A 14,933-nucleotide genomic window follows, 5' to 3' on the forward strand; every position below is an offset into this window, starting at 1 on the left:
GGCTACGTAGCTCAGTTGGTTAGAGCACATCACTCATAATGATGGGGTCCCCTGTTCAAATCAGGGCGTAGCCACCATTTTCTTGCTACCAATAAGAAAATGGTATAAAACACAAAATGTGGAAGATGCGGGATTTTGATTCCTTCTTTGTACACATAAAAATGCGGGAGTGGCGGAATTGGTAGACGCGCTGGATTTAGGTTCCAGTATCTTCGGATGTGTGAGTTCAAGTCTCACCTTCCGCACCATGTATTAACCTTCTTAGTTATCCTTCAAAAATATCAATCCTGATTCTTAATCATTTAAACACCCTTAAACTTCTTTCTATCCATTCGTTATATACCTGATTTTTTATGGCATAAAAAAAGCCGCCCTATTGAGCAGCTTAGATAGATTTGCAGTCACTTTTACAATTAAGTAATGCCGCCCATGGCGTGTTTCAAGACCTGTTGTTTCAGCGGACCAGCCTTGTTCGCTGCTGTCAAAGCCAAATTACGCAAATATTTAAGTGGCGATACGCTGTTCGAGAAACCAAAATAACAGGCATCCATCATACTCATCATCAGCAGATTGTCCGTGCGGCGCGTGCGCTGATAATGCGCCAGAGCGTCCGCTAAGGTCGCGCTGGTATCAGCTAACGCCTTAGCAAGTGCATCCACATCTTTAAAACCAAGATTAACTCCTTGTCCCGCCAAAGGATTAATGGTGTGGGCAGCATCACCAATGAGTGCGACGCGTGAGCCGATATAGGTATTTGCATGCTGACGGGCTAATGGGAACACGGCGGCGGCTTCTACCTCAAAGTCACCGGGAAGAGTAAAAAAGTGCGCTTCAATCTGTTTCTTTAACGCCGATTTATCCAGCTGTTGCAGTTGCTTAAGCTTGGCGCCTTGGTCATACCAAATAAGATTGGCATAGGGATATTGCATGGGTAGAAAAGCAATGGGGCCACTGGGTTTAAATTGTTGCCAGGTTTTCGTTTGTTGTGGGGCGTCCAGTTTTATCAGTATGCCCATACAATGTTGCTGATACTGCCAGCCGGTCACACCAATTCCTGCTAATTGACGAATACGAGAGCGGCCACCGTCGGCGGCAATAATCAGATCACAATGAAACTGCTCGTGTTCATAGATAAGAGTCGCTCCTTGAGACGTTTGCAGCAATTGCTGAGCTTGTCCCTCGGGTGAGCATACCTTGATGTCGTATTGGTCGAACTGGGCCCACAGGGCTGCTTGTAGAAGCTTGTTCTCGACCAGATGTCCTAAGTGGCTGGCGCCAAGTTCCTGGCAGTCGAAAAGCAGCTGCTCGGGCTTATCTTCGTACGCCTCCAATTGGGTGTACTGGGCAATACGGTTTTGACGCAAAGCCGGCATGGCCCCTAACTCGTCCAACAGCTGCTCGGAAAAGCGGTTAATAGCGGATACGCGAATATCAACCTGATCGCTTTGTAGAACCGCCTGCGGGTCTATTACCTGCTGCTCGATAACGCATACCTGCATGCCCTGCTTGGCCAGCTTGATGGCACAGGCTGCGCCCACCATACCGCCACCGACAATCAGCACCTGTTTTACACTCATTGGCCTTGTCTCTTATTCTTGTTTCGCTGGCGCAATTGTAACCCAGTTCTTTAGGCAAATGGCAGTTGTTGACATCAAGATGTCAAGCATCTTTGATTTACTGCACCCCGGCGCGGCAAATATCAAAACTATACTTGGCTCATAGCGCGATAGCATATAAAATACGCGTCCTTTAGGCTAAGCTAAGTCAATGACCACAGGTCCAGAGTATTAACTTGGCCTAGTCGTGCATAGTCAGTACCGGATTGAAAACGAGGCAATATTTCAATGAGCAAAAAGCTGCATATTAAAACCTGGGGTTGTCAGATGAATGAATATGACTCCCAGAAAATGGCGGATCTTCTAGATGATACCAATGGTTATCAACTGACCGAAGAGGCCGAAGATGCGGACGTGATTTTGCTTAACACCTGCTCTATCCGTGAAAAAGCACAAGAGAAAGTATTCCACCAGTTAGGCCGCTGGAAGCCGTTAAAAGATAAAAACCCGGACCTGGTTATCGGTGTGGGTGGCTGTGTTGCTTCACAAGAGGGCGACACCATTCGCCAACGCGCGCCTTTCGTTGATATCGTATTTGGCCCGCAAACCTTGCACCGCCTGCCGGAAATGATCCAGCAAGTACAAGCCAAAGAAGGCTCGGTCGTTGATATTACCTTCCCGGAAATCGAGAAATTTGACCGTTTACCTGAGCCGAAAGCGGAAGGCCCGAGCGCTTTCGTATCAATTATGGAAGGCTGCTCTAAATACTGTACCTTCTGCGTGGTGCCTTATACCCGAGGTGAAGAAGTAAGTCGCCCTCTTGATGATGTGTTGCTTGAAGTGGCTCAGTTGGCCGAGCAAGGCGTGCGTGAAGTAAACCTGCTTGGTCAAAACGTAAATGCCTACCGTGGTGCCACCCATGACGGTGAGATTTGCTATTTCTCAGATCTACTGCGCTATGTCGCCGCCATCGATGGTATCGACCGTATTCGTTACACCACATCGCACCCGGTTGAATTTACGCAAGACATAGTCGATGCCTATGCCGATATACCAGAGTTAGTTGATCACTTACACTTGCCAGTGCAAAGCGGCTCAGATCGCATTCTTAATCTGATGAAACGCGGCCACATGGCGATGGAATACAAGTCGACTATTCGTGCCCTGCGCAAGGTGCGCCCGAATATCAGCATGAGCTCTGACTTTATTATCGGCTTCCCAGGTGAAACCACCGAAGACTTTGAAGCAACAATGAAGCTTATCAATGACATCGGTTTCGACATGAGCTTTAGCTTTATCTACAGCGCCCGTCCGGGTACGCCGGCGGCCGATTTACCGGATGACGTAAGCGAAGACGAGAAAAAGCAACGCCTTTACATTTTACAAGATCGCATTAACCAAATGGCTCAAAAGATCAGCCGTGATATGTTTGGTACCGAGCAGCGTATTTTGGTTGAAGGTCCTTCGAAGAAGAACCCGATGGAACTGCGCGGCCGTACCGAGAACAACCGTGTGGTAAACTTTGAAGGTCCACACTCGGTGATCGGTCAATTTGTGGATGTACGTATTACCGAAGCGCTGCCAAACTCACTACGTGGTGAACTTATCCGTACCGAAGCAGATATGAATCTGCGTCGTGACGTGGCCCCAAGCGATATTCTCGCCAAGGCACCAAGCGAAGAGCAAACCAATGAGATTGGCGTGGTTACCTTTACCCCTAATTAATAAAAATAATGCGCTGTGGCCAAGGCCACGGCGCCAATCAACAGGAAGCAACTTTGAGTAACCAGCTGAAGAACATCGATATTTATTTAGAACCGTCCGATAACACCCGCCTTTCTTCTTTATGCGGTCCTTTTGACGAGAACATAAAACACATCGAGCGTCGTCTGGGAGTTGAAATTGCGCACCGCGAAAACCTCTTTAAAATAACCGGCAAACCACATACGGCAAAGGCTGCAGGCGAGATCATCAAAAGCCTGTACCTTGAAACTGCACCGGTCAAAGGCAAGCAAAAAGAAATCGAGCCCGAGCATGTGCATCTGGCCATTATTGAAGCCGATGTGCTGGAGCAAGAAGCGCCGAGCGTCTGGGGTAAAGAAGTCTTTATTAAAACCCGCCGAGGCGTGGTAAAGCCCCGTAACCCGAATCAAAGCCAATATGTGGCCAACATCCTGAACCATGACATATGTTTTGGTATTGGCCCCGCCGGTACGGGTAAAACCTATCTGGCCGTTGCAGCTGCCGTTGATGCCCTGGAGCGCCAGGAAATCCGTCGTATTTTGCTTACCCGCCCTGCGGTAGAAGCCGGTGAAAAACTGGGCTTCTTACCGGGTGATTTAACTCAGAAAATAGACCCCTATTTGCGCCCGCTTTACGATGCCTTGTTTGAGATGCTGGGCTTTGAAAAGGTTGAGCGCTTAATTGAGAAAAATGTCATTGAGGTTGCACCACTTGCCTATATGCGTGGCCGTACCTTGAATGACGCCTTTATTATTCTCGATGAAAGCCAGAACACCACGGTGGAGCAAATGAAGATGTTCCTGACCCGTATCGGCTTTAACTCTAAGGCGGTGATCACAGGTGATATCACCCAGGTCGACTTGCCTCGTGGCGCCCGCTCAGGCCTGCGCCATGCCATTGAAGTCTTGGGGGAGGTTAATGAAATAAGCATGAACTTCTTCCAATCTCATGATGTTGTTCGCCACCCAGTGGTAGCGCGCATCGTTGAGGCCTATGAGCATCACGAAGAAACAGAGCGTGTTAAGCGACTGCAAAAAGAACAAGCCAAAAAAGAGTCTGACCAATGAGCACCACAGTCGATCTGCAAATAGCCTGTGAGTTTGATAACTTACCAAGCGAGGCCCAGTTTCAGAGCTGGGCGGCACTGGTACTGGATGAGCTGAAGCCCGACTCAGAGGTCACCATTCGCATTGCCGACGAGCATGAAAGCCAAAGTCTGAATCACAGCTACCGTGGTAAAGACAAGCCGACCAATGTCTTATCCTTTGAATTTGACGCCCCGGCCGGAATCGAATTACCCTTGGTGGGTGATTTGATTATTTGCCCGCAAGTGGTATATGGTGAAGCCTTGGAACAACATAAGGCATTTCATGACCACTTTGCCCACATGGTGGTACACGGGTGCTTGCATTTACTTGGCTATGACCATATAAATGAGGCCGATGCCGAGATTATGGAAGCGTTGGAAAAACGTTTGCTGGCCAGCATCAATATTAGCGACCCATACAGGGATGATGAGTGTTAATCCCAATAGTGAGCTAGGTCTCATTATCGGAATTAATTCAACTTGGAGCGCATAAAGCTAATGAGCGACGAAAACTCGCATAGTAGAGAGGGTTCTTCTGGAAAATCCTGGTTAGATCGTATCAGCCAGATGTTTCAAGGAGAGCCCCAAAATAAGGAACAGCTGGCAGAAGTGATCTCAGATGCCCAGGAGCGCGATCTGATCGATCCTGAAACCAAGGAAATGATTGAAGGTGTTTTGGGTGTCTCTGAACTCAAAGTACGAGATATCATGATCCCCCGCTCGCAAATGATCACCCTGGATGTCGATAAACCCTTGTTCGACCAATTACCGCAGATGATCGAGTCGTCACACTCGCGTTTTCCTGTGGTCTGTGAGGACAAAGATCATATTGAAGGGATCTTGCTGGCGAAGGATTTACTTCCTCTGCTGATGGATAAGGAAGCCGATCTTCCTACCTTACGCGAAGTATTACGCCCGATTGTGATTGTTCCCGAAAGCAAGCGTGTTGACACCCTGCTTAACGAGTTCCGTCAGCAACGCTACCATATGGCCATAGTCATTGATGAATATGGTGGTGTATCCGGCCTGGTAACCATTGAAGACATTTTGGAAATTATCGTCGGCGAAATCGAAGATGAGCACGATGATGAGGAAGAAAATCTGCAAATTAAGCAAATTTCCAAGCATGTTTTTTCAGTGCAAGCCCTCACTCCTATCGATGAATTTAACGATAAATTCAACACAGATTTCAATACCAACGAAGCCGATACCATAGGTGGTATTGTTCTTCATGCCTTTGGCCATATGCCTGGGCGCGGTGAAATCATCGACATCCCTCCCTTGCAGTTTAAGGTAACAAGCTCCGACAGCCGTCGTATTTTGCAACTGCAAGTGACTTTGCCAAAATCGAATGATGGCGAAGACTCTGACGCGGCTTAAGGGCGCACTAAGGGATAATAAAACCTGGCTGGCCTTCGTGGCCGGCCTTGTTTTAACCCTGGCCTATGCCCCATTTTCAATTTGGCCCATCGCCTTTCTCAGCATCGCAGTGCTGAGCTGGTGCAGCTATCAACAAACGCCCAAAAAAGCAGCCTGGTACGGTTTTGCCTTTGGCCTTGGCTGGTTTGGCGCCGGAGTTAGCTGGGTTCATGTTTCCATTGCCGAGTTCGGCGGCTTACCCATTATCGCCTCCTTGGCGGTCATGGCGTTATTGGTGTGCTATCTGGCCCTGTTTCCGGCTCTGGCGCTGGCGATTACCGGCTGGTGTTACCGTCGCAGCGGCAGCTGGTTTGCCCCTCTCATTCTTAGTTTCGCGTTCGCTGAGTGGCTACGCGGCACACTGTTAACCGGTTTTCCCTGGCTCTCCCTGGGTTATACGCAAACCGACTCACCGCTTAATATTCTTGCCCCACTGGTCGGTGAGTTTGGTCTCGCCTGTGTCGTATTGGCACTGGGTTACAGCCTGTTTCGCTTAGTCTTGAACCGTGCCTGGCAACCCCTGGTTGGTACTTGTGCCCTAGTGGCTATAATAGCGCTTAGTGCATACTTTGCCCCGGCTAATCAGTATGCCAACAAGCATCTTTCGGTGGCTCTGGTGCAGGGCAATATCAAACAAAGCATGCGCTGGGAGCCGGAAAACTTCTGGCCAACCATGCTCAAATACCAGGATATGACCCGCACTCACTGGCAGGCGGATCTGGTGGTCTGGCCCGAGGCGGCCGTGCCCGAACTGGAGTCCCTGGCCGGCGACTTCCTGCGCTCTTTGGATAAGGCCGCGGTCTTTAACGACAGCGCCCTTATCACCGGCATAGTGGATTACCAGTATGACACCCGCAAGGCCTACAACACGCTTGTGGTTATGGGTAAACAAGAGGCAGACAGCAGTGAGGGTCAATATACTTACCTGCATAGAAATCGTTATCGCAAGCACCAGCTTTTGCCCATAGGCGAGTTCGTGCCTTTTGAGGATCTCCTACGCCCCATAGCGCCGCTGTTCGACTTGCCCATGTCGAGCTTTAGCCGTGGAGAGCGAGTGCAGAATAACCTGCTCGCCAACGGCTATCATATTTTGCCGGCAATCTGCTATGAAATCGTCTTTCCCGATTTGGTGCGCGCCAACTATCGCAGTGACTCGGATATTCTCTTTACCGTCAGCAACGACGCCTGGTTTGGCGACTCCCACGGCCCCCATCAGCATATGCAAATATCACGTATGCGGGCGCTAGAGCTAATGCGTCCCCTGATTCGCGTTACCAACACAGGGGTCACTGGGGTGTATGATCCGCTGTCACAAAAGCAGGTGAGCCTGCCTCAGTTTGTTGATGATGTATTACTTACCGATGTACAGCTTATCGACGGCGACAGCTTCTACGCCCGCCAAGGTACATGGCCGGTGTGGCTGCTGTTGATTGGCTTTGCCCTGGTTAGTATGGGCATTACTTACCGAAGTAAAAAAGGCGCTTAATAGCGCCTTTTCACTTTCCTATTTCAGTATCACTTATCCAGGTAATCAAACACCAGATTAGTGAGGGCCTTCACGCCTAGCGGCAGCCCCTGCTCATCAATATAGAAGTGTGGCGAATGGTTGCTTGGCGCCGTTTTTGCGTTTTGATCGGCTGGAGTGATCCCTAAGAAAAAGAACATTCCCGGCGTTTCTAGGGCGTAGTAGGAAAAGTCCTCGGCACCTGTGATCAGGTCGGTAATAATGACATTATCCTTACCCGCCGCTTGCTCCAGGGTAGGCATCATCTTCGCCGTGAGTTCGGGGTTATTCACAGTCACCGGATAGCCATGGTCTATATGCACCTCGGCCTTGGCACCTGCGGCTTGTGCAGTCAATTCGGCAGTATGTTGTAAGCGTTTTTTAATGTCGGCGCGCATATCCTGATCAAAGGTGCGAATGGTGCCGACCATTTCCACCTCATCGGGAATAATGTTATTGCGCACACCACCTTTAATGGCACCGTAGGAAATAACCGAAGGTGCCTTGGTCACATCTACCTGACGTGACGCTATGGTTTGAGTGGCCATAATGATCTGACTGGAGGCCACGATTGGATCTATGCCATTCCACGGCCTCGAACCATGGGTTTGACGGCCACTGACCTTGATACTAAAGGCATCCGAGCTGGCCATCAGCGGCCCAGAGCGCAACCCTATCTGGCCGCTGTTAAGGGATGAGGTTACATGCAGGCCGAATACCGCCTCGGGCTTTTGCGCAAACAAACCTTCTTTCAACATTAACTCGGCGCCACCCTCCTCGCCTTGAGGCGCCCCTTCTTCGGCGGGTTGAAAGATCAAGAGTACATCGCCGGCAAGTTCATCCTTTAAGGCCACCAGCGACTGTGCCACCGCCATTAAGATGGCGACGTGAGCGTCATGGCCACAGGCATGCATTACACCTACGTCTTCACCACGGTAAGTGGCTGTTTGCTTTGAGGCAAAAGGCAAGTTCACCTGCTCGGTCACCGGCAGAGCATCCATATCGGCGCGCAGCGCTATCAAGGGACCACTTTTACCACCCTTAATTTTTGCCACTACCCCGGTGTGGGCGACGCCCGTTTGTACCTCTAGGCCTAAACTTTCGAGATGTTCGGCGACATATTTGGCGGTTGCAAATTCGCGGTTACTGAGCTCCGGGTATTGATGCAAGTGACGGCGCCACTCGATCAGCTTGTCTCCTACCTCGGCATTGACGGTATCGATTTGCGCCGCTAATGAAGCGGCATAGGTGTGCATACTTAGGCCAGTGACGGCACTAAAGAGCAGAGCCTGACATAAAGGTTTACCTAGTTTCATTGTTTCATCCCCTGTTGATTGCTTTGGGCTGCTGGCTCTGTGAACAGCACAGCTTCATTAAAACTAGGCTATCAAGGCGGGGAACAACAGCGCAATGCGACAAAAGGCAGGTATAAAAAACCACCGCAGGGGCGGTGGTTTTTTTATTGATTAGCACTGATTTAACCTAGGCGCAGTAGCTCAACCTCAAAAATTAACGCACTGGCAGGCTCAATGATCCCCACGCGACGGTCGCCATAGGCGAGGTGGGCGGGGATGTACAAGGTGGCCTTATCGCCCACACGCATCTGTTGCAGCCCCAGCTGCCAGCCCTTGATCACCTGATCCAATTTAAAATCTAAAGGCTTGTCACGCTTATAGGAGCTGTCAAACTCACGGCCATCTAGCAAGGTGCCACGATAGTGCACACAAACCTTGGATGTTGGCTCTGGCTGTACTCCCTCATCGCTGCGACTCTGCCACAGGATTTGCACCCCGCTTGGCAGCTCCTCCAGCCCTTCCTGCTCTTTGTTTTTGGCAAAGAAATCGGCTTCCTTCTGCTTGTTGAGGGCCGCAACCTTACGGTTGCGCAGGTGCCCGCGTATGGTCAAGACCAGTAAGACAAGAATAATGACCGAAAGAATAAGATTAAGCATCGTCTTCATCCTCCCCACCGACTATGGCGGCAATTTCGCGCAGTCGGGTCATGGCCAGGTCGTGAATACTGCCCTTGGTATAGGCGCCATCTTTTAGCTCGCCGCACTCCTTGCCTGTAAGCAGGCTTAGCGCTTCATCGACATTGGCCACAGGGTAAATATGAAAACGTCCCTGCTCCACGGCATCAATCACGTCCTGGTTTAATACCAGATTCAAGCAGTTCGATTTAGGGATAATCACCCCCTGCTCACCACTTAAGCCGCGCATCTGACAAAGCTTGAAGAAACCTTCAATCTTCTCATTCACACCGCCTATGGCCTGCACCTCACCGCGCTGGTTAATCGAGCCGGTCATAGCGATGCCCTGGTCGATGGGCACTCGGGTAATACTCGATACCAGGGCACACAATTCCGCCAAAGACGCGCTGTCACCATCGATATAGCCGTAGCTTTGCTCGATGGCAATATTGGCGCTCAGGGTCAGGCTGAAATCTTGGGCATACTTGCTACCCAAATAACCTGTCAACAGCATCACCCCTTTAGAGTGAATCGCCTTACCCAGCTCGGCCTCACGTTCGATATCGATAACACCATCACTGCCGGCATAGACGGAAGCACTGATGCGCGCCGGGGTACCAAATGAGGTATCACCCACATGCAACACGGTAAGACCGTTGACCATGCCCACCGCCTTGTCCTCGGTGGCAATCAAAATATGACCTTCGCGGATATCGCTGAGCATATGTTCACTCATTTGCCCGGTGCGGTATTCCTTGCCGGCCAGGGCCTCGTGTACATGAGTGGCGTGGATCTGCTCGCTGCGGTCCTGACGGGCGTAATAGCTGGCCTCTGCCACCAACTCCATCACATCGGCAAAACGCGCCGAGAGCTTTTGCTGATGTTCGGCCTGACGATGGCTAAAACGCAGCAAAAGTGACATGGCATCGCAATTCACCTCGGTTTTTAAGGTCTCGCGGCAATATTCCTGCACCTTGGTAATAAACTGGTACTGGTATTTGTCCGTGCCCGGCAGGTAGAAATCAAAGTCCGCCAGCACCCTAAAGTGCTCGGCAAACTCTTCATCGTATTCGTTAAGTGCGTAGTAGAGGTCGCGAGAGCCCAACAAAAGCACTTTTACATCCAGGGGAATAAGCTGGGGGCGCAGGGTAAAGCTGCTGCCCACAGAGCTGTCCTGATAGGGCAAATCATTTTTTATCTGGTGGGTTTTTAAACTCAGCTTTAAGCCATCCCACACCTGGGCATTGGCCATCACCTTCTCGGCATCCATAATCAGATAGCCGCCGTTGGCACGGTGCAAGGCGCCGGGCTGAATACTGCGGTAACTGGTCACCAAAGAGCCTTGCGAGGTAGAATATTCAATCTTGCCAAAAAGATTACCAAAGGTGGGATTCGGCTCGTAAATTACCGGTGCGGCATCGTGCTCCTTGTAGGGCACCAAAAGGTTAGGAGCAAAGAATTCGGTAAGCATTTCCTTGCGGTCATACTCCTCCTCGCTCTTGTCATTGCTCTGCTCTTCATCTAGCCATTCCAGTACTGTATCCACCAGCTCCGAGCGCAGGTCTTTTAGATAGCGTAATACGCCGATATGGGTGGCGTATTTGTGCTCCAATTCACGCAGTAACGGCTTAATGGCCGCCTCTGCCGTGGCCTTTTTCAGCTTACGCAGCGCTTCGCTCGACTCACGTTTCCATTTCGGCAGCTCGATCAGGGCATCGATTAAGGCATCTTCGAGCTCAGTAATGGCGTTGATAAAGCGCTCCTGAGTGTGCTCGTCCAGGGCGCTGAATTGCTCATCACTTAAACGTTGATTGTTCACTATGGGCACAAAGCCAACGTTGTTTTGATCTTCAATCAGCTCCACGCTGTGTTCATTGGCCAGCTCTTCTACATGGGCCAGCGCATCTTCGTATTTGTCTTCAAATTCGCGGTCGATTGACTTTTTCTTACGCTGATAGCCAGGGTTGTCAAAGGCAGCAGGAAAGGTATCGAGAATTTCCTCAAGCACGGCGTCAATATCGTCCACCAGAACCTGCCCTTCACCCGGGTTCATCAAGATAGCAATAGGCTCACGGTGATCCTGATAGTTGTTTACGTACAACCATTCTCTGGGGGTTTCCCTGTCCTTGGCATACTGTTGCAGCTTGTGTTGCACCAGGGTGTAACGACCCAGAGCCGGCTCGCCCATCACATACGCATTGTAACCCGGCAAGTGCATACCCAAGGCAAAATCAAGGGCACTGTCGGCACGCTTTTGGCCGATAAAAGGCAGCTCTTCGGGGTAAGGATGAGTGAGACAAGTACGAATATGATTTTCGGAAATTTGCGGCGCAAGAGCGCAAGCACTTAAGGTGCTGACCACGCCTGATGTTTTATGTTTCATACAACACGTCTTTTGCTGGGCCCATAGCCGGGCCCTTGTTATTTTCAACGCCGCTAAAATTGGCTATGGCTGCAGCGCCTGACGATTAAAGTGAATGCCGCCGCACTCGGTGCAGGGCAGAATTTCACTGGGGTGGTAAACATCTACCTTAGAATGGCAATTTTGGCACACTAAGGTGCCCATGGCTATCCATTCTCCGCTATGATAAACCCCTTTATGTTTAAAGTCTTGGCTCAACGCCTGCCACTCCAACTGGGACTTGTCTTCGATATGGGATAACTCAAACCAGAGGCTCTCCTTAAGCTCCTGCCAGGCCAATGAGTTGTAATAGTTCTCGTGCTCGATAAGGTGGTCTATATCCCGAGCCAAATAACGCTTATATTCTTCGTACTTATCCTTGCTTAAATCCTTTAGCGCCTGCTTAGACTCTAAAAAGGTGGCCACCATATCTTTGACTTCATGGTCGTTAACATCCTTTAGCCAATCGCTAAATTCGGATAACCATTGTCGATAATCTGCCATATTAACTCCTTGCATAATTTTTACCCCTACTAGTTAACTATAGCCTGCCTGCCCACAATTCAATAATGGCGACAAAAAAGCCTGTCCCTTGCTGTGATTAACCATAGATTTGGGGTATGCTATCGGGCAAATTTGTCATCATTTTGCAAGAAGTCTGGAAGAGTAGATGCAAGAGCAATATAACCCGCAGGAAATTGAAGCGAAAGCCCAGTCATACTGGGAAGAAAACAAGGTATTTAAAGCCACAGAAGACGACTCGAAAGAGAAGTTTTACTGTCTCTCCATGTTCCCCTACCCCAGTGGTCGACTGCACATGGGTCACGTGCGCAACTACACCATTGGTGATGTAGTTTCTCGCTTCCAGCGCCTGCAAGGTAAAAACGTAATGCAGCCTATGGGTTGGGATGCTTTTGGTCTACCTGCTGAAAACGCCGCGATTAAAAACAACACGGCGCCGGCTAACTGGACCTATCAAAATATCGATTACATGCGCAACCAGCTAAAACTGCTTGGTTTTGGTTATGACTGGGATCGTGAAATCGCGACTTGTCACCCTGGATACTACAAGTGGGAACAGTGGTTCTTCACTAAGCTTTACGAAAAAGGCTTGGTGTACAAGAAGATGTCAACAGTTAACTGGGATCCGGTAGACCAAACCGTACTTGCCAACGAGCAGGTTATCGATGGTAAAGGTTGGCGTTCAGGCGCGGTAGTTGAACAAAAAGAAATTCCGCAGTGGTTTATTAAGATCACCGACTATGCACAAGAGTTGCTGGATGACTTAGACAAGCTAGAGCACTGGCCTGAGCAGGTACGCACCATGCAGCGTAACTGGATTGGCCGCTCAGAAGGCGTAGATATCACCTTTAAACGTGCCGATGGCCAGGGTGAATTCAGTGTCTACACTACCCGTCCTGATACCTTTATGGGCGTGAGCTATGTGGCCGTGGCCGCAGCGCACCCGATTGCCCAGGAAGCAGCGGCAGCCAATGCCGAGGTAGCGGCCTTCGTTGAAGAATGTAAAAACACCAAGGTGGCCGAAGCCGATGTTGCCACCATGGAGAAAAAGGGTATTGCCACAGGTTTGTACGCCATCCACCCATTAACGGGTCAGGAAGTGCCAATCTGGATCGCCAACTTCGTATTGATGGATTACGGTTCAGGCGCAGTTATGGCCGTACCGGCACACGATCAGCGCGACTTTGAATTTGCAACGGCTTACGGCCTTGATATCAAACAGGTTATCGCAGCAAACGAAGGCGATGAGTGCGACCTTTCAAAAGCCGCCTACACGGAAAAAGGCACGCTGGTTAATTCTGGCGAGTTCGATGGCCTGGATTTTGATGGCGCCTTCAATGCCATCGCCGACAAGCTAACCGTGCTTGGCGTGGGTGAGCGCAAGGTTAACTTCCGCCTACGTGACTGGGGTGTAAGCCGTCAGCGTTACTGGGGCTCACCAATTCCTATGTTGAACACAGAAGATGGCTCTGAGCTGGCCGCGCCTGAAGACATGCTGCCGGTGCGTCTGCCAGAAGACGTAGTCATGGACGGTGTAACTTCGCCGATCAAATCAGATCCAGAGTGGGCCAAGGCTACCATTAACGGCGAAACCGTGTTCCACGAAACAGATACCTTCGATACCTTTATGGAGTCGTCTTGGTACTATGCCCGTTATTGTAGCCCGCGCTACGATGAAGGCATGTTAGAGCCGGGTGCAGCCAACTACTGGCTACCGGTAAACCAATACATTGGCGGTATCGAGCACGCGATCTTGCACTTATTATATGCGCGTTTCTTCCACAAGCTATTGCGTGACTTTGGTCTAGTTAATTCTGACGAGCCGTTCGAGCGCCTTCTGTGTCAAGGCATGGTACTTGCTGAAACCTACTTCCGTAAGGATGAAAAAGGCGGCGATATCTGGATTTCACCCACTGACGTTGAAACCGAAAAAGACGACAAGGGCCGCATCATCAAGGCGTGGCACAAAGACGACGGCCAGCCGGTAGAAAGCGCCGGTATGAGCAAGATGTCGAAGTCGAAAAATAACGGTATCGACCCGCAGCATGTTATCGATCAATACGGTGCCGATACCGTGCGCTTGTTTATGATGTTCACTGCGCCACCAGAGCAAACCCTGGAATGGTCAGACTCGGGCGTAGAAGGCGCGCACCGCTTCATTAAGCGTGTTTACAAATATGCGCTAGATGTGAAAAAAGCCGGCTTTGTAGCGTTAGATGTTGCTTCGCTCTCGAAAGAGCAAAAAGAACTGCGTCGTGAACTGCACAAGGCGATCGCCAAGATCACCGACGACCTAGAGCGCCGTCAAACCTTCAACACCGCCATTGCCGCCGTGATGGAGCTGTCTAACAAGCTGATCAAAGCACCATTAGCGGATGAGGGTGACAAAGCGGTGGCCAACGAAGCCCTAGAAGCCATGTTGATCATGCTTGCGCCTATCACCCCGCACTTGTCGCACCAGCTATGGCAAGACTTGGGCAAAGAAGGCGATGTGCTTGACGCTACTTGGCCGGTTGCCGATGAATCGGCTATGGTTGAAAGTGAAAAGCTGGTCGTGGTCCAGATCAATGGTAAGGTACGTGCGAAACTGACTCTTGCGGCGGATGCCAGCCAAGAAGCGGTAGAGCAAGCTGCTTTTGCCGATGCCAATGTACAGAAATTCACCGAAGGCCTGACTGTGCGTAAAGTGATTTATATTAAAGGCAAAGTGCTTAACGTGGTGGCGAACTAAG

At 50.3% G+C, this 14,933-nt stretch carries 11 protein-coding genes and 2 tRNA genes; 8 read left to right on the forward strand and 5 right to left on the reverse strand.

The window, feature by feature from the left end; genetic code table 11:
• A tRNA-Met gene (locus C2M17_RS10165) sits at positions 1–77 on the forward strand.
• A gap of 86 nt (positions 78–163) precedes the next feature.
• Positions 164–248: transfer RNA gene (locus C2M17_RS10170), tRNA-Leu, on the forward strand.
• Between the two features lie 165 nt (positions 249–413).
• Here C2M17_RS10170 and C2M17_RS10175 read toward each other — a convergent pair.
• Positions 414–1,577: an FAD-dependent oxidoreductase gene (locus C2M17_RS10175; protein WP_105200658.1), complete on the reverse strand. Its 1,164-nt coding sequence runs from the start codon at positions 1,575–1,577 to the stop codon at positions 414–416.
• A 267-nt stretch (positions 1,578–1,844) separates the two neighbouring features.
• On the opposite strand from C2M17_RS10175, the gene miaB reads away from it, so the two are divergent.
• From miaB to lnt, 5 genes are read left to right on the forward strand one after another with little or no spacing between them, the layout of a single operon-like run.
• Positions 1,845–3,281: a tRNA (N6-isopentenyl adenosine(37)-C2)-methylthiotransferase MiaB gene (gene miaB, locus C2M17_RS10180; RefSeq protein ID WP_105200659.1), complete on the forward strand. Its 1,437-nt coding sequence runs from the start codon at positions 1,845–1,847 to the stop codon at positions 3,279–3,281.
• 53 nt (positions 3,282–3,334) lie between these two features.
• Positions 3,335–4,366, forward strand: coding sequence for a PhoH family protein (locus C2M17_RS10185; RefSeq protein WP_105200856.1), 1,032 nt, complete (start codon positions 3,335–3,337; stop codon positions 4,364–4,366).
• Positions 4,363–4,824 (forward strand): rRNA maturation RNase YbeY, encoded by a 462-nt coding sequence (gene ybeY / locus C2M17_RS10190; RefSeq protein ID WP_105200660.1) that lies wholly within the window; start codon positions 4,363–4,365, stop codon positions 4,822–4,824. The genes C2M17_RS10185 and ybeY overlap by 4 nt, the downstream gene beginning before the upstream one ends.
• A 60-nt stretch (positions 4,825–4,884) precedes the next feature.
• Entirely contained in the window at positions 4,885–5,766 is an 882-nt protein-coding gene (corC, locus tag C2M17_RS10195) for a CNNM family magnesium/cobalt transport protein CorC (RefSeq protein ID WP_105200661.1), read from the forward strand.
• Positions 5,741–7,291 (forward strand): apolipoprotein N-acyltransferase, encoded by a 1,551-nt coding sequence (gene lnt, locus C2M17_RS10200; protein WP_105200857.1) that lies wholly within the window; start codon positions 5,741–5,743, stop codon positions 7,289–7,291. Before corC ends, lnt begins: the two co-directional genes overlap by 26 nt.
• Positions 7,292–7,320: 29 nt before the next feature.
• Here the strand turns inward: lnt and C2M17_RS10205 are convergent, their stop codons facing one another.
• The 4 genes from C2M17_RS10205 to C2M17_RS10220 all read right to left on the reverse strand — a co-directional run bounded on the left by C2M17_RS10205 (position 7,321) and on the right by C2M17_RS10220 (position 12,183).
• Positions 7,321–8,565 (reverse strand): amidohydrolase, encoded by a 1,245-nt coding sequence (locus C2M17_RS10205; protein WP_442792604.1) that lies wholly within the window; start codon positions 8,563–8,565, stop codon positions 7,321–7,323.
• A gap of 221 nt (positions 8,566–8,786) precedes the next feature.
• The gene (locus tag C2M17_RS10210; protein ID WP_105200663.1) at positions 8,787–9,260 is read right to left on the reverse strand and encodes an FKBP-type peptidyl-prolyl cis-trans isomerase; all 474 of its coding nucleotides are present in this window, start codon (positions 9,258–9,260) and stop codon (positions 8,787–8,789) included.
• The gene (locus tag C2M17_RS10215; protein ID WP_105200664.1) at positions 9,253–11,661 is read right to left on the reverse strand and encodes a Lon protease family protein; all 2,409 of its coding nucleotides are present in this window, start codon (positions 11,659–11,661) and stop codon (positions 9,253–9,255) included. Before C2M17_RS10215 ends, C2M17_RS10210 begins: the two co-directional genes overlap by 8 nt.
• Positions 11,662–11,724: 63 nt before the next feature.
• Positions 11,725–12,183 carry a zinc ribbon-containing protein gene (locus C2M17_RS10220; protein ID WP_105200665.1) on the reverse strand — a complete coding sequence of 153 codons (459 nt, stop codon included), beginning with the start codon at positions 12,181–12,183 and terminating at the stop codon, positions 11,725–11,727.
• Between the two features lie 166 nt (positions 12,184–12,349).
• On the opposite strand from C2M17_RS10220, the gene leuS reads away from it, so the two are divergent.
• Complete coding sequence (leuS, locus tag C2M17_RS10225) at positions 12,350–14,932, forward strand: leucine--tRNA ligase (protein WP_105200666.1); 2,583 nt, start codon at positions 12,350–12,352, stop codon at positions 14,930–14,932.
• The last annotated feature ends 1 nt before the right edge of the window (position 14,933 follow it).

It is taken from the genome of Pseudoalteromonas sp. T1lg10 (assembly GCF_002964545.1).
In the GTDB taxonomy this organism is placed as follows: domain Bacteria; phylum Pseudomonadota; class Gammaproteobacteria; order Enterobacterales; family Alteromonadaceae; genus Pseudoalteromonas.